Genomic DNA, 26532 nt, shown 5'->3' on the forward strand with positions numbered 1-26532 from the left:
CCCATAAAAGAATTCATTATGAAAACACCATTATTAGCATTTTTTGCGAGCAGCTTTTTTGCTTTAAGTAATAGCGTAGTAGCTGCAGAGACTCCTTTTGCCATTGCGATTCATGGTGGGGCAGGGACAATAGAAAAAGCACGATTTACACCCGCTCAAGAAAAAGAGTATCGGGCAAAATTAACGCAAGCAGTAGAGACAGGTTATAAAGTATTACATCAAGGCGGCGAAAGCTTAGATGCGGTGACTGCAGCAATTGCAGTATTAGAGCAATCCCCTTATTTTAATGCAGGGCGTGGAGCGGTATACACTTACGATGGCGGACATGAGCTTGATGCATCAATAATGGATGGTCGAAACCGTGAAGCAGGTGCAGTTGCGGGTGTAAAGCATATTGAGAGCCCAATTAATTTAGCGCGTTTGGTAATGGATAACTCTGTACACGTAATGCTCAGTGGGCAAGGCGCTGAGGAGTTTGCTAAAGAGCAAGGTGTTGAGCTTATCGAAAATAACTTGTTTGATACCGAATCTCGTTACAAAGCACTTTTAAAAGCAAAACAAAAATTAGATAAAGCCAAAGCAACCAGTAAAGAGTACCAAGCCGCGCACAAAGCATTACCTAACTCTTACAAAATGGGCACGGTTGGCGCAGTGGCGCTTGATAAAAATGGTAATTTAGCAGCAGGTACATCAACCGGTGGTATGACGGCAAAACGTTATGGCCGCGTGGGGGATGCGCCGGTAATTGGGGCCGGAACATTTGCTGAAAATGAATCGTGCGCGGTATCAGCAACAGGACACGGTGAATACTTTATTCGCTATAACGTAGCGAGCGATATATGTGCGCGCGTTAAGTACCAAGGTAAAACCATAGCCGAAGCAGGGGATGAAGTTATAAACGGTGTGCTTAAGCCCATTGGTGGCACTGGCGGCGTCATTATTATTGATACTAAGGGTAATATTAGCTTGCCGTTTAATACCTCTGGCATGTATCGAGCTAGTAAATCGAATACGCAAGCGACCTACGTGGGCATTTTTAACGACGAATAAGCCAACGTCATTTAATTTATTCAATGTAGTTAGCGCTGAAAATAACTGCTTAAAATAAATTTATTATTCACCGTTTAGTTCAATAACAGCGTTTATATAACAAACAACCCCGCGTTATGCATTTTGTAGGATTAACCCCAGCCGTTTAATTTGATACAATTACGGCTCTTTAACTAATTTTATAAGGTATGCGGGTGGTAAACCTAGGTCAGTTGTTTGGCGAGCTAAAAACGTGCTTAAAAAAAGATCAATTCATTTTCAAAAAACGCTTACATGGCGTAAAAAAAATAACCGATGAAAACAAGCATGCCAACGCGCTTGAAAAAATAGCGGCTGATATAACCCGTAGCCAAGAATTACGCGATAAGCGCTTAGCTGGCCTCCCTAAAGTGACTTACCCTGAGCAATTGCCAGTAAGTCAAAAAAAGGAATTAATTAAAGACGCCATTGTAAATAACCAAGTGGTTATTATTGCCGGTGAGACGGGCTCAGGTAAAACAACTCAAATACCTAAAATGTGTTTAGAGCTTGGTCGTGGTGTTGATGGTTTAATAGGGCATACGCAACCACGCCGATTAGCAGCGCGTACCGTGGCTAATCGTATTGCTGAAGAAATGAAGTGTGAACTTGGTCAGCAAGTTGGCTTTAAAATACGTTTTAGCGATCAGGTTTCTAATAATACGTATGTAAAACTGATGACTGACGGTATTTTACTGGCAGAAATTCAGCAAGACCGCTTTTTAAATCAATACGACACTATTATTATTGATGAAGCGCATGAGCGTAGTTTAAACATCGACTTTATTCTAGGCTACTTAAAAAACCTACTTCCAAAACGCCCTGATTTAAAAATAATAATTACTTCAGCGACTATTGATCCTGAGCGTTTTTCAAAGCATTTTGATGATGCGCCTATTATAGAAGTATCGGGTCGTACTTTCCCAGTTGATGTGCGCTACAACCCTATTACTGATATTAATAAAGATGATATGGAAGCGGAGGGCGATCAGCTACAAGGTATTTTTGATGCCGTTGATGAGCTGTGCGCTGAAGGTCCAGGCGATATTCTTATATTTTTAAATGGTGAGCGTGAAATACGCGATACCGCTGATGCACTTAGCAAGCGTAATTTAAAACACACCGATGTATTGCCACTTTATTCGCGTTTATCTAACGCAGAGCAAAACCGTATATTTGCGCCGCATTCTCGTCGCCATATTATTTTATCGACTAACGTAGCCGAAACATCGCTCACTGTGCCGGGTATTCGTTATGTAATAGACCCAGGTACTGCGCGTATAAGTCGCTATAGTTATCGTACAAAAGTACAGCGCTTACCAATAGAGCCTATATCACAAGCAAGCGCTAATCAGCGTATGGGTCGTTGTGGACGTATTGAAGCGGGTATTTGTATTAGGTTGTACTCTGAGGATGATTTTTTATCACGTCCAGAGTTTACCGACCCTGAAATACTGCGTACTAATCTTGCTTCAGTTATTTTGCAAATGTTGGCACTCGGGCTTGGTGATATGGCGCAATTTCCGTTTGTGCAAGCGCCAGATAGCCGTAATATAAGTGATGGTTTATCGTTATTAGAAGAACTACAAGCAGTAAAACCAGACAAACGTGATAACAAAACAAGTTTAACCGCTTCAGGTAGAGAGCTCAGCCGATTACCCGTTGACCCACGTTTAGCAAAAATGGTGCTAACAGCCCATAAACTTGGCGCATTGCGTGAAGTGATTATTATTGTAGCGGCGCTTTCTATTCAAGACCCACGTGAACGCCCACAGGAAAAACGTGCTGCGGCCAATGAAAAGCACGGTCGTTTTGACGACCCAGATTCAGATTTTATTGCTTTTTTAAACTTATGGAATTACCTAGAAGAGCAGCAAAGCGAGCTGACTAACGGCCAATTTAGAAAGCTGTGTCAAAAAGACTTTTTGGCCTATATGCGTCTGCGTGAATGGCAAGATATTGTTTATCAAATAAGTACTGTGTGTAACGAAATGGGCATGAAAGCAACCAGCCAAGCGGCTGATGGCGAGCTTGTGCACAAGGCGTTATTAAGCGGGATGCTAAGCCACATTGGCTTTAAAGATGAAAAACAAATATACAAAGGCGCACGTAATAGTCAGTTTCATATTTTTCCGGGTTCAGGTTTATTTAAAAAGAGCCCTAAATGGATCATGTCAGCAGAGCTGGTAGAAACCAGTAAATTATATGCCCGCACAAATGCAAAAATAGACATTAACTGGGTAGAGCCATTAGCACAACACCTAGTAAAACGTAGTTACACAGAACCTCATTGGGAGAAAAAGCCAGGTGCGGTAATTGCGTTTGAGCAGCAAACTTTGTACGGCCTACTCGTTGTAAACAAACGCCGCTGTGTTTATAGCAACATTGATCCTAAAGTGAGTCGAGAGCTTTTTGTACGCACTGCATTAGTTGAGCAAGAACTGGGCTTAAACGAGCGCTTTTTAGCATTTAACAGTGAGCTAATAGAAGATATTCAAGTTCTGGAAAATAAGTCACGTCGTCGTGATATTTTAGTTGATGAGCAAACGTTATTTGAATTTTACGATAAAAAAATACCCAAAGAAATTAATAACCGCGCTGCATTTTTAAAATGGTATAAAACACAAAAACAACAAAATAAGCATTACTTACACATGACTCGTGAAGAGTTAATGCAGCATGGTGCAAGTAATATAACCGAGTTTGACTACCCTGATACATGGCAGCAAGGCAATATTATATTGCCGCTTGCTTATCATTTTGATCCAGGCCAAGCAGTTGATGGCGTTGCGGTACAAATACCGGTCGCGCTGTTGAATCAAGTACAAGAAAGTGGTTTTGACTGGCACATACCAGCATTTAGGCATGAGCTAATAAGTGGACTTATAAAGTCATTGCCTAAATCGCTTCGTCGTAATTTTGTGCCAGCACCAAACTATGCTGATGCAGTGCTGGCAGCTATTGAGCCAATGCAAGGGAGCTTAATTGATGCATTAACGACGCGTTTATTGAGAATGACAGGTGTAAAAGTTGAACCAGAGGCATGGGATTTAACCGCGCTTGCACCGCATTTAAGATTGCAGTTTGAAGTACGTGATGAACGCGATAAGTTACTTGCTCGTGGACTTGATTTAGCCAAACTTAAAGCAGAGCTGCAAGGTGAAGTAACCGAAACACTCTCTAAAGTAGCCGATAAAGGCATTGAAAAATCAGACCTAACACAATGGGATTTTGGTGAGCTGCCATCTTCATATGTTAAAAAACAAGGTCAATATGAGATAAAAGCATACCCTGCGCTGGTGGATAAAAAATCAGCCGCTGCAGTGGAGCTGTTTGATAACGAAGCAAAAGCACAGCAAGCACATCAACAAGGTTTACGCCGTTTAGTGTTATTAAATGTGCCTTCACCTATTAAGTATTTACAACAAAATTTACCAAATAAAGCAAAGCTGGGTTTGTACTTTAACCCGTTTGGAAAAATAGCCGATTTAATCGATGACTGTATAGCCGCAGGCGTTGATAGCTTATTAGTAAAACACGGCGATATACGCGATGAAAAAGCATTTGAAACAGTAAAAGAGCAAATACGTGGTGAGCTCGGTGATGCTGTCGTATCGATTGCAACACAAGTTGAGCAAGTATTAAGTATTGCTCACGCGCTGCATAAAAAAATGAAAGGACGCGTTGATTTAACCATGATAACGGCGCACGGAGATATAAAATCACAGCTTGAGTCACTTATATTTAAAGGTTTTGTGAGCGCGCATGGCGCAGATAAAATAACGGATTTAATCCGTTACCTAAAAGCTATTCAAAAACGCTTAGAAAAATTACCAGTTGATCCAAACAGAGATAGGTTATGCGTACTTGAACTTGATAAAGTGGCAATTGAATATAAGAAATTAACTAATAAAACACCTAAAGGGTTGCCAATTCCGCAAGAAGTAACCGATATTTTTTGGATGCAGCAAGAACTAAGAGTCTCTTTGTTTGCCCAAACATTAGGAACTCCTTACCCTATTTCATCAAAACGCATTTTAAATGCAATAAAAGAAATAGAATAAAACTTGCATTTTCCATTAAGCTTAGTACCTTAATGGGAGGACTTATTTTTGCTTTGAGAAGGAAACGGCATACCCATGTCCTCATTGATCGAACCTAAAACACGACGGCTGCTAGTCGTCGACGACGAGTATTTTAATTATGAAATTCTTAAAGCAGCACTCACTGCTAAATTTGATGTGAGCTATGCTGATTCAGGTAAAAGTTGTTTAGCATCAGCGGTTGCTAATCCACCTGATATAATTTTACTTGATGTGTGCATGCCAGGACTTGATGGTTACGATACATGTCGTATGCTAAAACATACCCCGGAGACAAAAAATATACCTATTGTTATGGTATCTGGCCTTGAGTCGGAGTTGGAGAAAAAAGCCGGATTTGACGCAGGATGCGACGCTTATGTAGTAAAACCATTTTCAATGAGTGTATTGTTAGAGCAAATTAATACAATAGTGTAGAGGGATTTATGTTCACAGATGACAAACGAAACTTTAGACGTATGCAGGTAAATGCGACTGCAAATTTAACAACAGTGGAGCCAGTAGCTGGCTTGAATTATACGGCAGAGTGTGTTGATTTGAGCGCGACAGGGTTATCATTGCATTTGGATGATTTACTTGAGCCAGATACTATTTTAACAGTTGATATAGCGTCTACTCACCCTAGCATTGCACCGTTAAAAGCAACGGCTAAGGTAATACGTGCCAGCAAAGAAGATGATGGCACAATAACAGCAGGCCTTGAAATCATTCAGTTTAACTAATTAAATTGAATGATTAGATATTAAAAAACCTTACAAATTAAGCCTTTTAAGTAAAAGCCTTCAGGGTAGCTACCCGCAATTGGGTGATCGGCTGCTTGATTTAATCGTTCCATTATAAGTAGATCTTTGCCCGCATCAAGAGCCGCATCAGCAACAACTTTTTGAAATAGGTTTTGCTCCATTAAGCCAGAGCAAGAGAATGTCAGTAATGTTCCACCTGGTTTTAGTATTTGCATGGCAATCATGTTGATGTCTTTATAACCACGACACGCGCCCGTTAGCTGCGCTTTATTATCAGCAAACTTTGGTGGATCCATTACGATGGTATCAAACTGTCTGCCTTCGTCGCGGTATTGACGCAGTAACTTAAAGACATCTTGCTTCACAAAATCAACTTTATTTAAGTCTAAGTTATTATGCTCAACATTACGTTTAGCAGTATCTAACGCTGGTTGCGATACATCAACGTTAGTGACATGCTCACACCCGCCACGCAAAGCGTACAACGAAAATGTACCTGTGTAACTAAAACAGTTAAGTACCGTTTTGTCTTTTGAAAAACGCTCAAGTGCAGCACGGCTATCGCGTTGATCTAAGTAAAATCCGGTTTTATGACCTTCAATTATATCGACTTCAATTTTTAAGCCGTTTTCTTCAATAAGTACAGGTTGTGTTGGCTCATTACCCCAAAGAACACCTTTAATTGGCTCCAAACCTTCTTTTGTACGTACTTCTACGTCTGAGCGCTCGTATATGCTAGAACCTGGAAAAATAGCCATTAACGCGCCAACAATCTCGCCTTTATGACGCTCGGCACCCGCACTTAGTAACTGACAAACTAGTACATTATCAAATTTATCGATTGTAACGCCTGGTAAGTAATCAGACTCAGCTGCACATAATCTAAAGCCTGTTAATCCGCCTTCTTCTATTACTTGGCTCCGTGCTTCTAATGAGCGACGTAAACGGCGTTCAAAAAAGTTTTGATCGATGATTTCTTTTTCGTCAAAGCTCCAAACACGTGCACGAATTTGCGAATGAGGGCTATAAGCAGCAGTTGCTAAAAACTTACCTTCGCTATCGTGAATCGTTACTGTGTCGCCTAATCCAGGTTTACCTTTAATTTTTTTGATGGCTTTTGAAAATAACCAAGGGTGTTTTCTTTTTAATGATTTATCGCGACCAGCTTGTAGGTAAACGGCAGATGACATAAGGCTTCTCAGTAGTAATAAATAAGCGCTGTATTTTAGTCAAGCAGCGGGCAACATACAATGAATGTTTTGCAAGAGGGCTATAAAGCACGGTAAAGTACTAATAATTCACTTATTAATTAGCTTTTGGAACCTGAAAGTGCCTGACGCCGTTTTAAGCCCCGATTTACAAATACTTAATTCACAATGCAGAGAATTTATAACCTCTTTAGTGCATGCCGATGTGGCTCACGATATTACGCATATAGAGCGAGTGGTGCTCGTTGCAATAAAACTATGTAATGCAGAGCAGGCTAATATGTCAGTTGTATTACCTGCAGCGTGGATGCATGACTGTGTGGCGGTGGCTAAAAACCACCCTGATCGTGCAAAAGCCTCTACTATGGCAGCAGATAAGGCACTGGAATTTTTAAAATCGATTGATTATGACGAGTCACTTTTTGATGATATTCATCATGCTATTGCGGCTCATAGCTTTAGCGCAAATATAGAAATTAAAACAGTTGAGGCGCAAATAGTACAAGATGCTGACAGAATGGATGCACTAGGTGCGATTGGGGTGAGTCGATGTATGAAAGTTGGCGGCTCAATTTCTCGGTTATTGTATAACCCAGAAGACCCTTTTTGTATTGAACGAGAAGCTGATGATAAAAAATATACACTTGATCATTTTTTTATAAAACTATTACATATTGCTCAAAGCATGAATACCCCATCAGCTAAAGCAGAAGCGAATAGGCGTACAGTTTACATGCATGAGTTTTTAGAGCAATTAAAGTCAGAAATTGGTGAGTAACGTGGATAATAAAAATATGCCTAAATTGTCAGGTATTGATCATTGCCATTTGAATGTTGAAAATTTATCGAATGCAGTTAAATGGTATGAGCGCGTTTTAGGTTTTAGTATAGTATCCGAACTTGCTTTTTGGAATGAGGACGGACGAGGACCTTTAACGCTCGAGGATGCTAGTTCAACGACTCGTTTAGCACTTTTTGAAGGTGAGGGGCGCAGTAAAGGAATTGCATTTTTGGCAACAGGGGAGCAATTTATACAGTGGCTTAGTCATCTTGAAAGTTTAAATATAAAAGCGGTTCTTGCTGATCATGGTGTAACGTTTTCAATGTATTTTAAAGATGACAGTGGTAATAGCCATGAGATCACATCTCATGATTACTCGTATATAAAACTTTACTATCCATCGGTTAACTTAGGTTCGCATTCATCTAAAAAAAGCTAATGTAGTTAATCCTATAATTCCCATTATATGAATTTATGTGTAAGTTTTTATCATACTGCTATCACTTTGAATAATATCTAATTGGGGTTTATTCGCTGCTTTTTTGTTTCAAGTGAAACTGTATTTTTTAGCAATTATTTGTGCTTGTACAGTTAACATAAGTGCCAGACATGCGCTGTTTTTAGGATTCAACCTAAAGGTAATTTACGTTTTGTCGCTGCACAAATATAGGTGAAAATCGTGATCAGGACGCAGAAGCTTTGCTAGGTTTTTACTTGTTTTCACATGGATGTAAGTCAGTAAGGTAACGCATGAAAAGTTACCGACCCCACTAGGTGACACACCTCACGCAGCGATTAAATCGCTCTTAGATAAAATGAACTTTAATATTGTAAGGTCAGCAAGGCTTGGTCTTCTATTATCGTTTGAAGCAGTTAGATATAAAGTTTTCACTTAGTTATAGACCTGTTTTTTATTATTAATTAGATCCCATACTTAAGCCTATTGGTATAAAATATTAGAAATTTCGTGTTGGTTAAATGTGGTAGAACTGTTGTTTGAGTATCAATTAAAGCGAAGTGCCCGACGTAAGACTGTTGCTATTAAAGTGCACCAACGGTCAATAACCGTTTATGCGCCTCATTATGTTCCTAAAAAACAGTTGGATTTATGGTTGGTTGAGAAACGAGATTGGGTAAATAGCCAACTTGATAAACAGATTAATATTGCAGACTCAAAGCAATATCCACTCGAAACACATAAAATTCTAATTTTCTCAAATCTTATAGACATAACGTTTGAACACGCTTTGCATTCTCAAGTTATAGAGCATGAGAATACATTAAGCGTATTGTGTTCTTCTCGAGTGAGCCATAAAAAATTGAAGTATAAAACATTACTTGAGGCGTATTTAACTGAAAAATTAGGATTATATATTGATATGCGTCTTGCCCACTTTTGTAAACTAATGGAGGAACCTTTACCGAATGATTTACGAATACGTATCTATAAACGTAAATGGGGGAGTTGTAATAGTAAACGTGAGCTTTCGTTTAACTTACTCTTGATTGGAGCCAAAAAATCAATTATAGACTACGTCATAGTCCACGAGTTGGCGCATTTACGTCACTTAGACCACAGTCGTGTATTTTGGCAACGTGTAGCTAAGTTTTATCCGGATCATAAGATAGCATCAGATTGGTTAAAGAATAATGGACAAAGTTTACAGTGGGAATTTTAAAAAATTATTGAAGTTTAAAATATAAGGTATTTTAGAAGAAAAGTGGTGGAGGGAGCTGGATTCGAACCAGCGAAGGCTGAGCCGTCAGATTTACAGTCTGATCCCTTTGGCCGCTCGGGAACCCCTCCACACTAATTTTGTTACACTTGGCCCCACTTAACTTAGCGGTAAGAAAAGTGGTGGAGGGAGCTGGATTCGAACCAGCGAAGGCTGAGCCGTCAGATTTACAGTCTGATCCCTTTGGCCGCTCGGGAACCCCTCCAGTGCAACGGCGCTGATAATAGCAAAACTTATATTTAAGTAAAGAAAAAAGCTAAAGAAAAATGAAATAAAGCCGATAAATATCTATTACCTACAATAATCGGCTAAAGTCTATGCAAATCGACGATTTGTTAATCACAGAGAGTCAACTAAGTACACGGTTGAATAAAAGTGTACACGAACAACGTCGAGGAGAGTTTTCTCTTTTATTGGCAATGTTATCCCACGATGCGCTTGATTTTAGTCAGTTCCATTTTCCAAAAACAGATATTGAAAACCCTATTGTTGAAGAAGAGACACTTCGTAAGCAATTTGGTTCGGGTCCGAAGCAGCCTTTAGCACCTGATGAATTTAATATGTTGATTGGGCAACACAACGCCGCTTTATTATCAAATGTGGGAGAGCATGCAGGTATGAGCGATATTAAGTTACGACACTGCTTAAACCCTGAACCACTTTCAATAAGAAATGATTTAGCTCATATTCCACTCAATGTGCTTGATAATTGTGAGCTAGCTGTGCGCAGACGTATTAAGAACAAAGAGACTCAGCTATCGCATCCGCAAATGGACGTAGCTTCATTCTATGATGGTCTTAATGATGAATCATTACATCAACCGCTTCACTTAGCTACAGCATAATATTGACCTACAAAATAATTTATCTATCTACGATTTCAAATCAGCTTATGTCAGGCCCAGTAAAACAAGCTTTAAATGGTCATTTTTATAATAATGATGGCTAAAAAGAGAGGCTTTGTAGCTATTTATAATGTTAATTGCCTAAAAATTGATTTAGTTTAAAAAAACCATCCAAAAATTTAATGCAATTGCTATAATGATGTCAAATGGTATGACATGAAATGCCGTTATCATTAAACCAAGGTAATTAGGAACGTAATGAAGAAAACATTCACGCTGAATCACGAGAAAATCAAATACCCTCGTATGGTCGATGCTGCAAAGCACGAAGTGAAAAAATATTTGAAAAGAGAACGTAATAAAACGCTACCTGAAGATGCTGATTACTGGGCATTTGACTGTAAGTTTGGTAATACAGCTGAAGATGCTCAAGTAGTGCACGTTGCAGAGATTAGCAATCATATCAGCGACATCGAAAAGCAAGATTTAAAGTCTTTCTACGTAGAGATTTTAGCAAAGCCGGCACAGCGTCAACAAGCTGATTTAGATGACGACGAGTAACTCTTAAATTTTAAGTACTCGTAAAGTAGAGATGGACCCAAGTGGTCCATTTTTGTTATGTGGGTTTTAATATCAATCTGAATAATACTAACCAACCAATCCGCAATCATGCTTAATCAGTTTGAGGGATTAAATCTGACGCTAACGGCGTTAAAAATTTCTGATATAGGACAATTAAATAACGATTTTTTGTCTTGTTATCGACACGATTCTGTTATCTAAAAATAGATCACTTAATTAAAAGAGTTGGTATAAGTATTTGAACAATATAAATTATCTAATAACCCTATAATACCAACCTGCATAAATCTTTGATCAATTTAACGAATTAAATTGCACTATAACGTCGTTAAAATTTTTTATTTAGAACAACTAGATACAAAAACTTTTGCCTAGTTCTAGCGTAATTTTCTTAACGTTAAATAGACCCCATACATAAGCAGATTGGTATAAAATTTTATTTAGAGACGCTGAGTTTTTTGGAAATAAATAACTTTTCGTGTGTATGCGCCACATTAAGTTAAATAATATGTACAAAACTAGAGTACATATCATTTAACTAATTAGTGTGTTTCAAAATACCTGATGCCTGGGTAAGTTGAGGTTTATAGGCTATGGCACTTTTTATACTTTTTAGTACTGCCACATGGGCAATCATCGTTCCTGCCAATTTTTATATCTGCAACAGGTAATATAACGCCGTCAGAATATTTCCACTGATTTTTTTCTTTAATGAATTTTGATTGTTCGTGCAATTCACAGTATAAATTATCATAAAAGTAGTGCGCTTTAAATTCTACAAAACCCTGACTATCATCGTGCCCTGAGTCTATAATTGTCAGTTTTATAAAGCGGCAACCATCTGCAAATTCTTTAATTTCTTTAACGGGGTTTTCGGGCTGTTTATCTGGTGTATATGTTTGATAAATATACTTAGCATTTTTGAGTGCATAAGCACTATAACGAGAGCGCATAAGTAGCTCTGGTGTTTGAGGATGCTGTATTGCCAAATGAAAAGGTTCGCAGCAGTCAACATAATTTTGTTGGCTGCCACAAAGACATAATGTTTTATTCAGTGAGGTCATAATTTTGGTGTAAAGCTAAAATGTTAGTTTAACAAGATTATTGAGCTAGTAATATCTCTGTGGTTTGTTTGTTTTTCGTGAAGCAATATAACTTTGTATTTGTTTTACTCATATCCAGAGATAAGCTAGTTAATAGCTGGTTATTAACTATATCAGTCCAAGTAATTACAGCTGCAAAATTACCGTTGTGTAAAGCCGAATTTAATACGTACTCTAGATTCACTAAGTGTTTTTGTCTAATAACGAGTAATTTACTCGTATCGATAGAGCACGAATCAAGTAGCGCTTTACTAGGGACGTGATCGGGTGCGATTAATAATGTCCAAGCATTTAAGCTATTGTATTGATGTAATACTTTTAATAGCTCAAATGTTGCCGAAATTTCATCTTCAATTTCAATTAAATTAACACAATCGCTTTTATTGTCTTGTTGGTAGCTTTTAACTGTTCGTACGGTAATTGGTTGTAACATATCGCTTCACTCACTGGGTTTTTATACAGTATTTACATACAGTAGTTTATACAGTGTTTGTGTGCAAGTGTTTTTTGCTATTTTTTTGTACGATAATTTAAGATTTAGACTTTTTTTAAATTGTCATTTTTTTAAGTTATTAATATTTAATGATTTAAATTTACCTTTATGTTGTTGTTTCCAACTGTGCATTATTGTGTTGAATACTGTATACACCTGTTGAAGGTTGATATGGCAGCTTTAAATAATGATTTCATGTGTAAATTACAGCATAGTTTCGTATGTGTAATTTACTCTTCGTTAGCGTTATTTGGTATTAGGTGAGAAAACTGCAATTGGTGAATTTGTTCATATAAACTTGCAGCGTAGCATTGGGCATCTTTAAAGCGTTTAGTTTCAATGTGTTTACGCAAGTCAGTTAATGCAGTAGTTGCTGGCTCGTGACCTTGACTACTTGATAAGCTTAGCCATGCAACTGCATGAAATACACTTTGCGGAACACCTTGGCCTTTTACAAAAAATAGTCCTAAGTAAAATTGTGCTCGAAGTTCTCCAGACATCGCAGCTAAACGCATCCACTTCGCAGCAAGTGCATTTTGATTGTTTTTTAAATAATACAGTGCTTTGTTCAGTGTATTTTGCTGACTATTTTCGTTAGTTGGCGTTGAGTTAGTGTCGCTAGGTTGCGTGACAAAGGACAGTATATTGTCTAACTGCTGCTCTAAATCTTGGCCTGTCGGTGTTGTTTTTATCATGCTCACTCATTCGTTATGTAACTAAGTCAATAGTTTAGTATATCGCAAGGTAAAATGTCCTGTAAAAGATGATTTTTATGTTAAAATATTGCCACTTTTTACAACCATAAGTCTATTATGCTCGAAGCTTTATTTAAAATTAGTGAGAATGGCTCATCAGTCCGCCGTGAATGCATTGCGGGTATTACTACATTTATCACAATGGTTTACATTGTATTTGTTAACCCTGCCATGTTAGCAGAGGCTGGAATGGATCAGGGAGCTGCTTTTGTAGCAACTTGTATTGCAGCTGCTATTGGTTGTTTTATTATGGGATTGTGGGCTAATTATCCTTTAGCATTAGCGCCTGGAATGGGGTTAAATGCATTTTTTACATATGGTGTTGTATTAGGGATGGGTTACACATGGCAGGCGGCATTAGGTGCTGTTTTTATGTCTGGGTGTATATTTTTACTTCTAAGCCTGTTTAAAGTTCGTGAGTGGATTATTAATGCCATTCCTTTGGTTTTAAAGCGGGCCATTGCAACGGGTATTGGCGCATTTTTAGCTTTAATTGCTCTTAAAAATGCGGGCATCATCGTTGCCAGCCCTGCAACGTTAGTACAATTAGGTGATATAACTTCAGCTGGCCCATTATTAGCTATTTTCAGCTTTTTTATTATTGCTGCGCTTTTATATCGTAACTTTAAAAGTGGTGTATTAATTAGTATTTTATTAGTGACCTGTATCGCACTGGCTTTAGGGCTTGTTGAATACCATGGAATTGTTGCTACGCCTCCTTCTATTTTACCTACTTTTATGCAGCTTGATTTTGGTGCTGCACTTGAATTATCTATGTTGAGCGTTATTTTCGCATTTTTGTTTGTGGATTTATTTGATACCTCGGGTACTTTAGTTGCAGTTACTCAAAAAGCAGGGCTTGCTGATGAAAAAGGAAATATGCCTCGGCTAGGAAGAGCGCTAAGTGCTGACAGTACAGCAACAATTGCAGGCGCTATGTTGGGCACTTCTACTACAACATCTTATATAGAGTCTGTTGCAGGTGTATCTGTAGGTGGGCGTACTGGTTTAACAGCAGTTGTGGTAGGTATTTGCTTTTTACTTATGATGTTTTTTGCACCACTTGCGCAAATGGTACCAGCTTACGCAACCGCTGGAGCCATTTTATATGTTGCAGTTTTAATGCTACAAAATCTGAAGTTTGTTAATTGGGATGATATGACCGATGCCATTCCCGTTACAGTCGTTTTACTGATGACGCCATTAACGTTTTCAATTGCTCATGGTATAGCACTTGGTTTTATATCTTATACTGTAGTAAAAGTGTTGTGTGGTAAGCAAGACGAAGTCACAATTAGCGTATGGATTTTAACGGCACTGTTTATTATTAAATTTGCATTTTTGTCTTAAATTGATACAGCTAGATAAAAAAGGCCATACAAATTTGTATGGCCTTTTTTAGTTATTTTTAACATTCAATAATATTAACAGCCAATCCACCGCGAGCGGTTTCTTTGTATTTGGTTTTCATATCGTTGCCGGTTTCAAGCATGGTTTTAATCACTTTATCAAGTGATACCTTTTGCTCGCCACTGCCACGAATAGCTAAACGTGAGGCATTAATTGCTTTAATCGCGCCCATTGCATTACGTTCAATACACGGTACTTGTACTAAGCCACCAACAGGGTCGCACGTGAGGCCTAAATTATGTTCCATACCAATTTCTGCTGCGTTCTCTACTTGCACAACATTGCCACCTACAATTTCTGTTAATGCGCCTGCAGCCATAGAGCATGCAACACCAACTTCACCTTGGCAACCTACTTCAGCACCCGATATAGAGGCATTCTTTTTATATAAAATACCAATAGCAGCAGCCGTTAATAAATAACGTGTGGCTATATCGCGGTCTACTTCTTTCACAAATGTGTGATAGTACATAAGCACAGCCGGTAAAATACCCGCAGCACCATTAGTTGGTGCGGTAACTACACGACCACCTGCCGCATTTTCTTCGTTTACGGCAAGGGCAAATAAATCAACCCAGTCCATTGCACGAAGTGGGTCGTTACTGACTTCTATATTTAGTTTTAAGTATAAGCTAGGCGCACGGCGCTTTACTTTTAAGCCGCCAGGTAAAATACCTTCTGTACGCATACCACGGTCAATACAGGCCATCATTACTTTCCAGATATGAAACAGCGTGTCTTTTATTTCATCTTCAGTGCGCAGTGTTTTTTCGTTCTTCATCATCAAGCTTGAAACACTAAGCCCTGACTCTTTACACATTTCTAGTAACTCTTTTGCGCTACCAAATGGGAATGGGGCTGGGTTTTCTTCTCTAATATCGAGGGCTGCTTGTTTTTCGTTTTCAAACTCTTCGTCAGTAACAATAAAGCCACCGCCAATAGAGTAATATACTTTGCTGTAAACTTTTTCGCCGTTGTTTGAGGCGATAATTTCCATTGCATTAGAGTGCTTAGGCAGCGTTTTGCGACGATGAAAAACAATAGCGCCTTGTTTTGGAAACTTAGCTTTGTGTGTTTTGTTTAAATAAATAACCTGATCTTGTTCGATGGTCGCTAAAATGTCGTCGACTAAATCGGCATCTATAGTTTCAGGGTCGTAACCGGCTAAACCAAGAATTACGGCTTTACCCGAACCATGGCCAACACCTGTTTGACCCAAAGAGCCATAAAGCTCTACTTTAATATCGGTAACATTTGCTAATAATTGTTGTTCTTGTAGGTCATTAACAAATAAGCGTGATGCGCGCATTGGGCCAACGGTGTGTGATGACGAAGGGCCAATACCAATGCTAAACATATCAAATGCACTGATCATAATGTGTGTCTCTACTTTGTTTTATCAGCACGAAGCTGCTCTTTGAACGGTCGAGCATGATAACGTGGAATTGTGATTGTGTAACTACTAATAACGAAGATTTAAACTGGTAAGGCGAGTTGTTTTGTAAAGTTTTTTATAATGTTTGCAGTCGCACCCCAAAGTAAACCATGCGGCGTTTTAAAACCTTGCAAAATAACCGTTTTCCCAAATCGTTGAAAAGGTAAGGGTTGCCAATTAGCTTCGTTATTTAACTCAGTGACAGAGAGTAAAAAGCTCGCTTGTACTTCATTATAGTCATTTTCCCATGTGGTGCCTTTATTAAGTAAACCTACATAGGGGCTAATACTAAAACCCGTTAATGTTGAATACTCAGGTAAGTGACCTATTACATTAACGTTGTTTTGGGCAATATTTAGCTCTTCTTTTAGTTCGCGAAGGGCTGTGGTGCGAAGGGTAATGTCGCTTACTTCAAACTTACCCCCTGGCAAACAAATCTCTCCAGGGTGATGGTGTAAATAAGTAGGGCGTTTACACAGTAAAATATGTGCATGGTTATCTATATCAATAATTGGCAGCATAACAGCGCTAGCGCGTTTTTTACGCGTGTCTTTTAACTGGTTTGGCGCAGCTGTAGGGCTTAACAGAAACCGCGCCATAATGTGTTCACTATTCAAAGCGACCTACTGTTTTAATAAAGGGAGGATTTTATTTACTTTATCGTAAGTTTCTTGATATTCCAATTCGACTTTAGAATCAGCGACTATTCCGCCACCTGCCCAGCAGTAAATTTGCGCTTTGTGGCACACCAAGGTGCGAATAGTGATACTCGTATCCATATTTCCACACGCACTTAAATAACCAATTGAGCCACAATAAATGCTGCGGCGATGTGGTTCTAATTCTTCAATTATTTCCATTGCTCTAATTTTGGGCGCACCGGTGATTGAGCCACCCGGAAAAGCCGCTTTTAGCTGATCGACGGCTGTTTTACCTTCATCAAGTTCAGAGGTTACCGTGCTTACTAAATGATGCACTGCCGGAAAGCTTTCAATAGCAAAAAGAGAAGGGACGTGAACGCTGCCAGGTTTTGCCACTTTGCCTAAGTCGTTACGCAGTAAATCAACAATCATGACATTTTCAGCGCGATCTTTATCTGATGCTGCGAGTATTTGGGCTTGGCGTTGATCTTCCAGCGCATCCGCTTTTCGCGGCAGTGTGCCTTTAATAGGTTTGGTTTCTACAACGTTATTATTTACTGATATAAAGCGCTCAGGGGAAATTGATAAAATTGCCCCTTGAGGGTGATTTATAAAGCTCGAAAATGGCGCTTTATTTGCCTCACGCAGTTTAATATAAGCTGCCCAAGGGGAGCCTTCAAACTGAGCGTTAAAGCGCTGTGCTAAATTAATTTGGTAACAATCGCCACTTTTTAGATACTCCTCAATTTGGGCAAACTTTGCAGCGTACTCCGTTTCGCTCATATTTGATTGCCAGTCGCTGTTTAGGGCAAAGGACTGCGTATTAACTTGGGAGTTAGCGTGCGTATTTAAATATTGCTCATAAAGCGCTAATCGATCGGTGTTTGGCTGCGATATATAAAACCAGCTTTGTTGCTGTTTGTCGTAAATAAGGGCATCTAAGTAAAGGCCAATAGCCATTTGGGGAAGATTAATGTCTTCAATAGCATGAGTGGGGATGTTTTCAATTGTACGCCCTAAGTCGTAGCCAAAGTAGCCAAGCCAGCCGCCATTAAAGGGTAAATCGTAATCGGCTTTTGTTTTAGCAAGATGCGAAAGCTCATTATTCATAATTTCAAAGCAGTTATCACTACTTTCTATATTATTTAAAAAGCTTTTATTATTTTTTACTTCAAGGGTACTTTGCGGCTCAATAGCAACAATATCAAAACGGCTGTTTATATGATTACTATTTGCAGAATCTAATAGAATTGCATAAGGCAAATGTGAAAAATGCGCAAAAACGTCAATGCAGTTTTGTGTTATGCCTAATTTAATACAATTTTTTTTATTGTTTAGCATTTACTGCCCCTTTAAGAACTGGCTCGAAACGGGCTGGGAGGGTATCATAAGTCAAATTTTTTGGCAGCACTAAGCTGCAAAAAACAGTGCAAACCACCGTCACCGGTTTGATTTAGATTACGCGACAACGCGTAACGGTAACTTAAGGAACCACTATGAGTACAATTTGTCAGCAAGACTTTATTGATAGCATTGAAGATGCATTGCAATATATTTCGTTCTATCACCCACTTGATTTTGTTCAAGCACTCGAAAAAGCGTACAACAAAGAACAAAGTAAAGCGGCTAAAGACGCCATTGCACAAATTTTAATTAACTCACGCATGTCGGCTGAAGGCAAGCGTCCACTTTGCCAAGACACCGGTATTATTACCTGTTTTGTTAAAGTAGGTATGGATGTTAAGTGGGATAAAACAGATTTAACCGTTCAACAAATGGTTGATGAAGGTACTCGTCGTGCATATTTAAATCCAGATAACCCTTTACGTGCATCTATTGTTGCAGACCCTGCTGGCACACGTAAAAACACTAAAGATAATACACCTTCGGTTGTGCATATTGATTTAGTAGCGGGTGGAAAAGTAGAAGTAATGGTTGCGGCTAAAGGCGGCGGCTCTGAAAACAAAAGTAAAATGGTTATGTTAAACCCGTCAGATGATGTTGCTGCATGGGTAGAAAAAACACTACCAACAATGGGTGCTGGTTGGTGTCCGCCAGGCATGCTAGGTATAGGTATTGGTGGTACGGCTGAAAAAGCAGCAGTAATGGCTAAAGAGTCGTTAATGGATCCGGTTGATATCCATGAACTAATGGAACGCGGCGCAGAGACAACTGAAGAAAAACTGCGTTTAGAAATTTTTGATCGTGCTAATAAATTAGGTATTGGCGCACAAGGCTTAGGCGGTTTAACAACGGTTGTTGATGTTAAAATTAAAACAGCACCAACGCATGCAGCTTCAAAACCTGTAGTAATGATCCCAAATTGTGCGGCAACTCGCCATGTACATTTTACACTTGACGGTTCTGGCCCTGCTAATTTAAAAGCACCTAAGCTAGAAGATTGGCCACAAGTAACATTTGAAGTGGGCGAAGGCACACGTCGCGTTGACTTAAATACACTGACTAAAAAAGATGTTCAAGAATGGAAAATGGGTGAAACCGTTTTACTTTCGGGCACTATTTTAACAGGTCGTGATGCAGCGCATAAACGTTTGCAAGATATGATCAATTCAGGTGAAGGTTTACCTGAGGGCGTAGACTTTGATAATAAATTTATTTATTACGTAGGCCCTGTGGATGCGGTACGTGATGAAGCAGTTGGTCCTGCTGGCCCTACAACAGCCACTCGCATGGATAAATTTACCGATATGATGCTAGAAAAAACAGGCATTGTAGGCATGATTGGTAAAGCTGAACGTGGCCCTGCAACGGTTGAATCTATTAAAGAGCATAAATCTGTTTATTTAATGGCTGTAGGCGGCGCAGCTTACTTAGTATCTAAAGCGATTAAAAAAGCACGCGTAGTTGCTTTTGAAGATTTAGGTATGGAAGCTATTTACGAATTTGAAGTAGAAGATATGCCAGTGACTGTTGCAGTAGACAGTGAAGGCGCCAATGCGCATACACAAGGCCCTGCAATCTGGAAAGCTAAAATTGAAGAGCTTGATAGCAAGTTAAAATAACGTACGTTTTGGTCTTTTTAAAAAGCGAGCCTGGTGCTCGCTTTTTTGTTTTTTTAAATAGAGTTATTAGCAAGTTTATAGCTCTGACCAGTTTGCGGAAAAGCTTACTTTTTACTGAAAACCTATAGGCAGCGGTACGTAGCGGCCAAGTAGCACTTGTATATTAAACTTTACATGCAACAAGTTCGTTACGTTCACGTAAACGTAAGTTGGTGAGGTTTTTATATTTATAGTATTTAAAACTTACAAATGACGGTTTTGTGAATTTTTTATCTATATAAAAGTTTTAATTAGGTTATTTAATTTAAGCTTAATATTTTCATTGGTTTTATCATCTGTGAGTATAGCGAACACGTATATGAAGTGATAAAGTCTCGGCAATTTCCAGCGCGCATACCCTCTCAGGGGTTAACTATTTCGGAGTATTTTAAGTGGCTGTGTTTAATCGAGTTGAATTTGATAACCATGAACAAGTGGTTTTTTGTTCTGATGAAGAGTCGGGTTTAAAAGCAATTATTGCTGTACATAATACCAACCTAGGTCCTGCAGTTGGCGGATGTAGAATGTGGGATTATGCAAACGACGAAGATGCTGTTTACGACGTGCTACGTTTATCAAAGGGCATGACTTATAAAAATGCAGTTGCGCGCTTACCCTTTGGTGGCGGTAAATCTGTAATTATAGGTAATGCGAAAGAAATTAAATCTGAGCAATTATTCCGTGCATTTGGTCGTCAGTTAGAGCGATTAAATGGCAGCTATTACTCAGCAGAAGATGTAAACATCACATGTGCTGATGTAGCTATCATGAATAAAGAAACTAATTACGTACTGGGTCTTGAAGGTAAAAGCGGTAACCCATCGCCATTTACAGCATACGGTACTTTTTTAGGAATTAAAGCAGCGCTACAGCATCAACGTGGCCATCAAAATTTTGCAGGTGTGAAAGTGGCTGTTCAAGGTTTAGGTGCTGTTGCTTATGGTTTGTGTAAACATTTACATGATGCGGGCGCTGAGTTGTTTGTAACTGATATTAACCAAGCTGCCATTGATCGTGTAGCAAGTGATTTTGGCGCAACTGCGGTTGGCATTGATGACATTTACGACTTAGATGTTGATGTTTATGCACCTTGTGCATTAGGCGCAACTATTAACGATTTAACGATACCGCGTTTAAAAGCGACTATTATTGCAGGCTGTGCTAATAATCAGCTGGCAGAATCTCGCCACGGTGAAGTTATTCGTGAAAGAGGCATTTTATATGCACCAGATTACGTAATTAACGCCGGTGGTATTATTAATGTTTATTACGAAACAGCGCCAGAAGGTTACAGTGCAGCAGCGTCTAATAAACATGTTGAAGGTATTTTTAATACGTTAACTGAAATTTTTGCTCGCAGCGAAAAAGAGCAAAAATCAACGCATTTAATTGCTGACGAATTAGCGCAAGAGATCATTAAAAACGGTCTGTAATTTAAGTTCTAATTTACATAAAGGTGTGCAATTGCACACCTTTTGTTTATCTGTAAGTTAAGGGGTGTTGATCTTTGCGGATTTAACCTTGAAAGATTAATAGACCCTAATGCAATTGTTACTGAACAGCGGTACACTTTATTTTTAATTTTGTGCGGCAAATTATGACTCCCTCAACTTCTCTCATGCAGCCTATCGATTTAGATAATTGGCCTAGAAAGCAACACTTTGAATTATTTAAACACTTTTCTCAGCCTTATTTTAATGTGTGTGTGCGTTTAGATGCTCAAGCACTTTACGACTATTGCAAAACCAATCAATTTTCTTTTTTTCAAGCGTATGTATATTGCACCTTAAAAGCGTGCCATGAGTACGATTCAATAATGCTACGTATAATAGATAATCAACCATGGTTACTTAATAGTGTTCGCGCAAGTGTGGTTGAGTTGTCTGAAAACGATACGTTTGTTTTTAGTTATTTTAACAGCGCAAGCGATTTTAAAGAGTTTGCAAATCATGCAAGTGACGTAAGCAAAAAAGCGAAATTACAGCCGTTATTTTCTGATGCATTTTCTCAAACAGAAGGGCAGGCAGATTTAATTCATATATCTGTTTTGCCGTGGCTGAATTTTAGTGCGTTTTCGCATGCATTTAGTGAAGGGCAGAGTTTAGGCATTCCTAAATTTGTATTTGGTCAGTTTGATAAACACACAGGCACAATGCCTTTAGCTATCGATGTACACCATTCATTAATGGATGGTTTGCACGTAGCGAAATTTATAAGCACATTGCAGGGTACATTTGATACCTTTTGCAAAGGTTGACTTTAAACACATCAGTAACGGCAGTGCAAAGCAGTAAACAATTTATAAGTAATCTATAAGTAATCTATAAGCAATGCGATGTGAATTACTTTATATTCAAATACATAACCTTGTATGTTTGAAAAGCACGTGTGCTGGACATATTTATATACCATACCTTAGCTCAGGAAATCCCCATGATAAATGGACTGTTAATTGTTGTTTTAATTCTTTTTGTGGTGATTTTCTGGCGTTGGCCATCAATTCAAAACCGATTATGGCGCAGTAAATATAAAGACTTTGCTTTAAATTCACAGCAAAAAGATATTTTACTGCGTTGCATGCCCATCTATAAAAAAATGACCGATGCCGACAGAGAAAAGTTAGAGCGACATATTACGTGGTTTTTAAACGAAAAACGATTTGTCGGTTGTGATGGCTTAAGGCTAACATCTGCAATGAAGTTAATTGTTGCCGCCGATGCGTGTGTATTAGTACTCAATAAACCGTGGCCGTTATATAGAAATGTAAAAGAAATTTTATTATACCCAAGTGCTTATTATGCTCCACAATCAACTCGCGATAGTGCAGGACTTGTGAGTTACCACAATACGGTAAGACTAGGCGAGTCATGGCCTGGCGGCACACTTGTTTTAAGCTGGCATGATGTACTTGAGGGTAATCGTTTACCAAGCGATGGACATAACTTGGTATTTCATGAGTTTGCGCATCAACTCGATCAAGAAACAGGTAAAACAACGGGCACACCACTTTTAAAAAGCTCAGCAGATTACAAAGAGTGGGGCCGAGTATTTAGCCGCGCGTTTACGCAGTTGAAAAGTCATGTTGCCTATAGCATGCCGCATGTTATTCACAGCTATGGTGCGACTAACGAAGCTGAGTTTTTTGCTGTACTCACGGAAACCTTCCTCGAAAAACCCGCAGAGCTTCGCCGATACGATCCTGAAATTTACAGTATGCTAGTTAATTACTATCAATTTGACCCTATTGTTTGGCATTAAACCTACATAAACCGCGCTTTATCATATAACGCTGGCAAGTTGCGTTTGTTTTTGTTGCAATCATGTGAAATAGTTTTTACTGCAACAATAACAAGCGAGAAACGCATGAAAAAAATGCTTCATACAGTATTGGCGCTGTCGGTGTCTTTAGCGATAGGGCAGGTAAATGCCGCTGAAAAAGACGAACAAAAATGGCAAGTAGATTCACCTAAGGGGCAATTTGTTGACGCTGCAATTAGCGTTGAGCAGGGCACATGGATGAATATAGATATTAGCCCTGATGGTAAAACCGTGGTGTTTGACTTACTTGGCGATATTTACACTATGCCAATGAGTGGTGGTACAGCTACAAAGCTCACCTCTGATATTGCATGGCAAATGCAACCGCGCTTTAGTCCTAACGGCAAAAGTATTGCGTTTACCTCCGATCAAGGTGGTGGCGATAACATTTGGATAATGGACTTAAATGGTGAAAATCAACACGCTGTTACCGATGAAACCTTTAGATTACTAAATAGTCCTGCATGGAGTCCTGATGGCGACTACTTAGTTGCGCGTAAACACTTTACAGCTAGCCGCTCATTGGGAGCAGGTGAAGTGTGGTTGTATCACAAAGCGGGTGGTAAGGGCGTACAGCTTACAAAACGCGAGAACGATCAAAAAGATTTAGGTGAGCCAATGTTTTCACCTGATGGTCGTTATGTATACTTTTCGCATGATGCAACACCCGGTAAAACCTTTCATTATTCAAAGGATTCTGTAGCGGGCATTTATAAAATTAAGCGCTACGACCGTGAAACGGGTGAAATTGAAACCATAATCGATACGATGGGCGGTGCCATTAGGCCTACACCGTCACCTGATGGTAAAAAACTGGCGTATATAAAGCGTGATGATTTTCAAACTAGTCTTTATTTATATGACTTAACCAGCGGTGAGCACACTAAGCTTTACGATAAGCTTGAGCGAGATATGCAAGAAACCTGGGCTATTCATGGTGTATACCCAACCATTGCATGGACACCCGATAATGAAGAACTGGTATTTTGGGCTGGTGGTACAATTCACAAGCTAGATGTTGCAGACAAATCTGTTAAAACCATACCTTTTAAAGTGCAAACAAGTAAAAAAATTCAAAAAGCGGTGCGCTTTACACAAAACTTAGATACTGATGAGTTTGATGTAAAAATGCTGCGTAATGTGCAAGTAAGCCCAGATGGCGAAACTGCAATTTTTGAAGCGCTTGGGCATATTTATAAACGTGATTTAGAGTCAGGTAAAATTAAGCGTTTAACAAAGCAAACTGATCATTACGAATTATTTCCACAGTACTCTCGCGATGGTAAAAAAATAGTTTACACCACATGGGATGATAACAAACAAGGGTCTGTAAGAGTGGTTTCTGCGCGTAGTGGTCGTGGCGATATAATTACTAAAGAGCCCGGGAAATATGTAGAGCCTACGTTTAGCCCAGATGGAAAGACGGTTGTTTATCGAAAAGCTACTGGCGGCAGTATTTTAAACCCTAAATGGTCACTTAATCCGGGGGTTTATAGCGTAAGCGCTAAAGGCGGTAAAAGTGAGCTTATTTCAAAAAGTGGTTATCAGCCTCAATTTGGAGATGCAAACGATCGTGTTTTCATTATGAGTCCTTGGCCAAAACCAACGTTAAGTGTAGTAGAGCTTGAAAGTAAAAAAGTTAGCAAACTATACGAGTCAGAGCATGCGACAGAATTTAGAGTATCACCAGATGGCAAATATTTAGCGTTTGCAGAGCGATTTAAAGTATTTGTAACCCCGTTTGTACAAAGTGGTAAAACAATTAATATTGGGCCTAAAGACAGTCAATTTCCAATAGAGCAGTTATCGGTACGTGCTGGTGAAAACATTAGCTGGAGTGCTAAGAGCAACAAACTTTATTGGACATTAGGGCCTGAGCTTTATCATGCAAGCCTTGAGGGGATGTTTGCCATTAACAAAGCCGAAGATGCCGACTTTAAAGTGAAAAGTGGCGATAATATTGGTTTCAGTAAAAAAATGGCAGAGCCTAAAGGCATGATTGCGCTCACTGGTGCAAAAATTATAACGATGGACGGCGAAAAGGTTATTGAAAATGGTGTAATTATCACTGATGGCAAGCATATTAAAGCAATTGGTACAGCCAGTGAGATAAGCATCCCTAAAGGTGCTGAGGTTATTGATGTAACAGGCAAAACAATTATGCCTGGTATTGTTGATGCTCATGCACATGGCTCGCAAGCAAGTGACGAAATTATACCTGAGCAAAACTGGAAAAACTTTGCAGGTTTAGCGCTGGGTGTAACTACAATTCACGATCCATCAAACGATACCTCTGAAATATTTACCGCAAGCGAAATGCAAAAGGCAGGCATGATTGTTGGCCCGCGTATTTTCTCAACGGGTACTATTTTATATGGCGCAAATATGCCAGGTTATACGTCGCATATTGACTCGTTAGACGATGCAAAGTTTCATTTAGAGCGCCTTAAAAAAGTAGGGGCGTTTAGTGTTAAATCGTATAACCAGCCTCGCCGTGAGCAGCGCCAACAAGTTATTGAAGCAGGCCGGATGCTTGAAATGATGGTAGTACCTGAAGGCGGCTCATTATTACAACATAACTTAAGTATGATTGTAGATGGACACACAGGTATTGAGCATTCAATCCCTGTAGAGCACATATACGACGATATAAAGCAGTTATGGTCGCAAAGTGATGTTGGTTATACACCAACACTTGTAGTGGCTTATGGTGGCATTTGGGGTGAAAATTACTGGTATGATAAAACTGATGTGTGGAATCATCCACGTTTAAGTAAATTTGTGCCTAAAAATCAATTATTACCACGCTCTATGCGCCGCATTAAAGCGCCCGATCATCACTATAATCACTTTAATAACGCACGCGTTGCTGCTGAGCTGCAAGACCTAGGTGTATTAGTTAACTTAGGTGCTCACGGTCAGCGTGAAGGCTTAGGTGCACACTGGGAGATGTGGATGTTTGCACAAGGCGGAATGACACCGCTTGAGGCAATACGTGCATCGACACTCGATCCGGCTAAGTATTTAGGGCTTGATAAAAACGTAGGCTCGCTTGAAGTGGGCAAACTGGCGGATTTAATGGTTATAGATGGCGATCCGCTTAAAAATATTCGAGATTCGGATAAAGTAGATTACACCATGATCAATGGTCGATTATTCAATGCAGAGACAATGAATGAAGTGGGTAAAAAAGAGCGCGAACCACTTTATTTTGAAAAACTGTAATTTATTTTGATCTTTTGGAAGCGG

Annotated in this window: 22 protein-coding genes and 2 tRNA genes; 15 read left to right on the forward strand and 9 right to left on the reverse strand. The window is 39.1% G+C overall.

The features are described 5' to 3' along the window. The first annotated feature begins 18 nt into the window (after positions 1–18). From AOR04_RS06560 to AOR04_RS06575, 4 genes are all read left to right on the forward strand, one after another. Entirely contained in the window at positions 19–1050 is a 1032-nt protein-coding gene (locus AOR04_RS06560; RefSeq protein ID WP_033038482.1) for an isoaspartyl peptidase/L-asparaginase family protein, read from the forward strand. 194 nt (positions 1051–1244) lie between these two features. Then, positions 1245–5132 (forward strand): ATP-dependent RNA helicase HrpA, encoded by a 3888-nt coding sequence (gene hrpA / locus AOR04_RS06565; protein ID WP_198403010.1) that lies wholly within the window; start codon positions 1245–1247, stop codon positions 5130–5132. 75 nt (positions 5133–5207) lie between these two features. Further along, positions 5208–5588, forward strand: a complete 381-nt coding sequence (locus AOR04_RS06570) for a response regulator (protein WP_007375903.1) — start codon at positions 5208–5210, stop codon at positions 5586–5588. Positions 5589–5596: 8 nt separating this feature from the next. Further along, a complete protein-coding gene (locus AOR04_RS06575) occupies positions 5597–5893 on the forward strand; it encodes a PilZ domain-containing protein (protein WP_008135574.1) in 297 nt (98 codons plus the stop codon). 20 nt (positions 5894–5913) lie between these two features. On the opposite strand, the gene AOR04_RS06580 is transcribed toward AOR04_RS06575, so the two are convergent. Beyond that, the gene (locus AOR04_RS06580) at positions 5914–7104 is read right to left on the reverse strand and encodes a class I SAM-dependent methyltransferase (protein WP_007375901.1); all 1191 of its coding nucleotides are present in this window, start codon (positions 7102–7104) and stop codon (positions 5914–5916) included. Positions 7105–7168: 64 nt separating this feature from the next. On the opposite strand from AOR04_RS06580, the gene AOR04_RS06585 reads away from it, so the two are divergent. From AOR04_RS06585 to AOR04_RS06595, 3 genes are all read left to right on the forward strand, one after another. Beyond that, positions 7169–7900 carry an HD domain-containing protein gene (locus tag AOR04_RS06585; protein WP_442960146.1) on the forward strand — a complete coding sequence of 244 codons (732 nt, stop codon included), beginning with the start codon at positions 7169–7171 and terminating at the stop codon, positions 7898–7900. A 16-nt stretch (positions 7901–7916) separates the two neighbouring features. Beyond that, positions 7917–8342, forward strand: coding sequence for a VOC family protein (locus AOR04_RS06590; RefSeq protein ID WP_442960152.1), 426 nt, complete (start codon positions 7917–7919; stop codon positions 8340–8342). A gap of 541 nt (positions 8343–8883) precedes the next feature. After that, entirely contained in the window at positions 8884–9582 is a 699-nt protein-coding gene (locus AOR04_RS06595; RefSeq protein WP_096792826.1) for a M48 family metallopeptidase, read from the forward strand. Positions 9583–9625: 43 nt separating this feature from the next. Here the strand turns inward: AOR04_RS06595 and AOR04_RS06600 are convergent. Both AOR04_RS06600 and AOR04_RS06605 read right to left on the reverse strand, forming a co-directional pair. Next, a tRNA-Tyr gene (locus AOR04_RS06600) sits at positions 9626–9710 on the reverse strand. Between the two features lie 49 nt (positions 9711–9759). Beyond that, positions 9760–9844, reverse strand: a tRNA-Tyr gene (locus tag AOR04_RS06605). A 112-nt stretch (positions 9845–9956) separates the two neighbouring features. Between AOR04_RS06605 and AOR04_RS06610 the strand changes: the two genes are divergently transcribed. Both AOR04_RS06610 and AOR04_RS06615 read left to right on the forward strand, forming a co-directional pair. Further along, positions 9957–10484 (forward strand): VC2046/SO_2500 family protein, encoded by a 528-nt coding sequence (locus tag AOR04_RS06610; protein ID WP_033023203.1) that lies wholly within the window; start codon positions 9957–9959, stop codon positions 10482–10484. Between the two features lie 258 nt (positions 10485–10742). Continuing rightward, positions 10743–11045, forward strand: a complete 303-nt coding sequence (locus tag AOR04_RS06615) for a DUF6172 family protein (protein ID WP_007375896.1) — start codon at positions 10743–10745, stop codon at positions 11043–11045. Between the two features lie 605 nt (positions 11046–11650). On the opposite strand, the gene AOR04_RS06620 is transcribed toward AOR04_RS06615, so the two are convergent. The 3 genes from AOR04_RS06620 to AOR04_RS06630 form a co-directional block, all read right to left on the reverse strand. After that, on the reverse strand, positions 11651–12130 hold the full coding sequence (locus AOR04_RS06620; RefSeq protein ID WP_096792827.1) for a YchJ family protein: 480 nt from the start codon (positions 12128–12130) through the stop codon (positions 11651–11653). A 37-nt stretch (positions 12131–12167) separates the two neighbouring features. Then, positions 12168–12602 carry a SulA-like leucine-rich domain-containing protein gene (locus AOR04_RS06625; protein WP_007375894.1) on the reverse strand — a complete coding sequence of 145 codons (435 nt, stop codon included), beginning with the start codon at positions 12600–12602 and terminating at the stop codon, positions 12168–12170. 290 nt (positions 12603–12892) lie between these two features. Continuing rightward, positions 12893–13357: a tetratricopeptide repeat protein gene (locus AOR04_RS06630; RefSeq protein WP_007375893.1), complete on the reverse strand. Its 465-nt coding sequence runs from the start codon at positions 13355–13357 to the stop codon at positions 12893–12895. 117 nt (positions 13358–13474) lie between these two features. Here AOR04_RS06630 and AOR04_RS06635 point away from each other — a divergent pair, with 117 nt between their 5' ends. Continuing rightward, positions 13475–14767: an NCS2 family permease gene (locus tag AOR04_RS06635; RefSeq protein ID WP_045984411.1), complete on the forward strand. Its 1293-nt coding sequence runs from the start codon at positions 13475–13477 to the stop codon at positions 14765–14767. 58 nt (positions 14768–14825) lie between these two features. Here AOR04_RS06635 and AOR04_RS06640 read toward each other — a convergent pair whose 3' ends face one another. From AOR04_RS06640 to pabB, 3 genes are all read right to left on the reverse strand, one after another. Then, complete coding sequence (locus AOR04_RS06640) at positions 14826–16202, reverse strand: L-serine ammonia-lyase (RefSeq protein ID WP_007375891.1); 1377 nt, start codon at positions 16200–16202, stop codon at positions 14826–14828. A 101-nt stretch (positions 16203–16303) separates the two neighbouring features. After that, entirely contained in the window at positions 16304–16879 is a 576-nt protein-coding gene (locus AOR04_RS06645) for an NUDIX hydrolase (protein WP_033037769.1), read from the reverse strand. Positions 16880–16885: 6 nt separating this feature from the next. Further along, the gene (pabB, locus tag AOR04_RS06650; protein ID WP_096792828.1) at positions 16886–18244 is read right to left on the reverse strand and encodes an aminodeoxychorismate synthase component I; all 1359 of its coding nucleotides are present in this window, start codon (positions 18242–18244) and stop codon (positions 16886–16888) included. Between the two features lie 155 nt (positions 18245–18399). Here pabB and AOR04_RS06655 point away from each other — a divergent pair, with 155 nt between their 5' ends. The 5 genes from AOR04_RS06655 to AOR04_RS06675 all read left to right on the forward strand — a co-directional run bounded on the left by AOR04_RS06655 (position 18400) and on the right by AOR04_RS06675 (position 26508). Further along, positions 18400–19926 carry a fumarate hydratase gene (locus AOR04_RS06655; RefSeq protein WP_007375888.1) on the forward strand — a complete coding sequence of 509 codons (1527 nt, stop codon included), beginning with the start codon at positions 18400–18402 and terminating at the stop codon, positions 19924–19926. A gap of 431 nt (positions 19927–20357) precedes the next feature. Beyond that, entirely contained in the window at positions 20358–21398 is a 1041-nt protein-coding gene (locus AOR04_RS06660; protein WP_096792829.1) for a Leu/Phe/Val dehydrogenase, read from the forward strand. Between the two features lie 185 nt (positions 21399–21583). Next, a complete protein-coding gene (locus AOR04_RS06665) occupies positions 21584–22222 on the forward strand; it encodes a CatA-like O-acetyltransferase (RefSeq protein ID WP_096792830.1) in 639 nt (212 codons plus the stop codon). 176 nt (positions 22223–22398) lie between these two features. Further along, positions 22399–23223: a M90 family metallopeptidase gene (locus tag AOR04_RS06670; RefSeq protein ID WP_096792831.1), complete on the forward strand. Its 825-nt coding sequence runs from the start codon at positions 22399–22401 to the stop codon at positions 23221–23223. Positions 23224–23328: 105 nt separating this feature from the next. Then, positions 23329–26508 (forward strand): amidohydrolase family protein, encoded by a 3180-nt coding sequence (locus tag AOR04_RS06675; RefSeq protein WP_096792832.1) that lies wholly within the window; start codon positions 23329–23331, stop codon positions 26506–26508. The last annotated feature ends 24 nt before the right edge of the window (positions 26509–26532 follow it).

The sequence above is a fragment of the Pseudoalteromonas sp. 1_2015MBL_MicDiv genome, assembly GCF_002407505.1.
Classification (GTDB): domain Bacteria; phylum Pseudomonadota; class Gammaproteobacteria; order Enterobacterales; family Alteromonadaceae; genus Pseudoalteromonas; species Pseudoalteromonas fuliginea.

Coding starts and splice junctions, on each gene's coding strand:
- AOR04_RS06610 (WP_033023203.1), top strand. CDS start 9,957: ATGCAAATCGACGATTTGTTAATCACAGAGAGTCAACTAAGTACACGG.
- AOR04_RS06630 (WP_007375893.1), bottom strand. CDS start 13,357: ATGATAAAAACAACACCGACAGGCCAAGATTTAGAGCAGCAGTTAGAC.
- AOR04_RS06575 (WP_008135574.1), top strand. CDS start 5,597: ATGTTCACAGATGACAAACGAAACTTTAGACGTATGCAGGTAAATGCG.
- AOR04_RS06615 (WP_007375896.1), top strand. CDS start 10,743: ATGAAGAAAACATTCACGCTGAATCACGAGAAAATCAAATACCCTCGT.
- pabB (WP_096792828.1), bottom strand. CDS start 18,244: ATGCTAAACAATAAAAAAAATTGTATTAAATTAGGCATAACACAAAAC.
- AOR04_RS06590 (WP_442960152.1), top strand. CDS start 7,917: ATGCCTAAATTGTCAGGTATTGATCATTGCCATTTGAATGTTGAAAAT.
- AOR04_RS06655 (WP_007375888.1), top strand. CDS start 18,400: ATGAGTACAATTTGTCAGCAAGACTTTATTGATAGCATTGAAGATGCA.
- AOR04_RS06570 (WP_007375903.1), top strand. CDS start 5,208: ATGTCCTCATTGATCGAACCTAAAACACGACGGCTGCTAGTCGTCGAC.
- AOR04_RS06625 (WP_007375894.1), bottom strand. CDS start 12,602: ATGTTACAACCAATTACCGTACGAACAGTTAAAAGCTACCAACAAGAC.
- AOR04_RS06670 (WP_096792831.1), top strand. CDS start 22,399: ATGATAAATGGACTGTTAATTGTTGTTTTAATTCTTTTTGTGGTGATT.
- AOR04_RS06675 (WP_096792832.1), top strand. CDS start 23,329: ATGAAAAAAATGCTTCATACAGTATTGGCGCTGTCGGTGTCTTTAGCG.
- AOR04_RS06620 (WP_096792827.1), bottom strand. CDS start 12,130: ATGACCTCACTGAATAAAACATTATGTCTTTGTGGCAGCCAACAAAAT.
- AOR04_RS06635 (WP_045984411.1), top strand. CDS start 13,475: ATGCTCGAAGCTTTATTTAAAATTAGTGAGAATGGCTCATCAGTCCGC.
- AOR04_RS06640 (WP_007375891.1), bottom strand. CDS start 16,202: ATGATCAGTGCATTTGATATGTTTAGCATTGGTATTGGCCCTTCGTCA.
- AOR04_RS06585 (WP_442960146.1), top strand. CDS start 7,169: ATGTTTTGCAAGAGGGCTATAAAGCACGGTAAAGTACTAATAATTCAC.
- AOR04_RS06580 (WP_007375901.1), bottom strand. CDS start 7,104: ATGTCATCTGCCGTTTACCTACAAGCTGGTCGCGATAAATCATTAAAA.
- AOR04_RS06560 (WP_033038482.1), top strand. CDS start 19: ATGAAAACACCATTATTAGCATTTTTTGCGAGCAGCTTTTTTGCTTTA.
- AOR04_RS06665 (WP_096792830.1), top strand. CDS start 21,584: ATGCAGCCTATCGATTTAGATAATTGGCCTAGAAAGCAACACTTTGAA.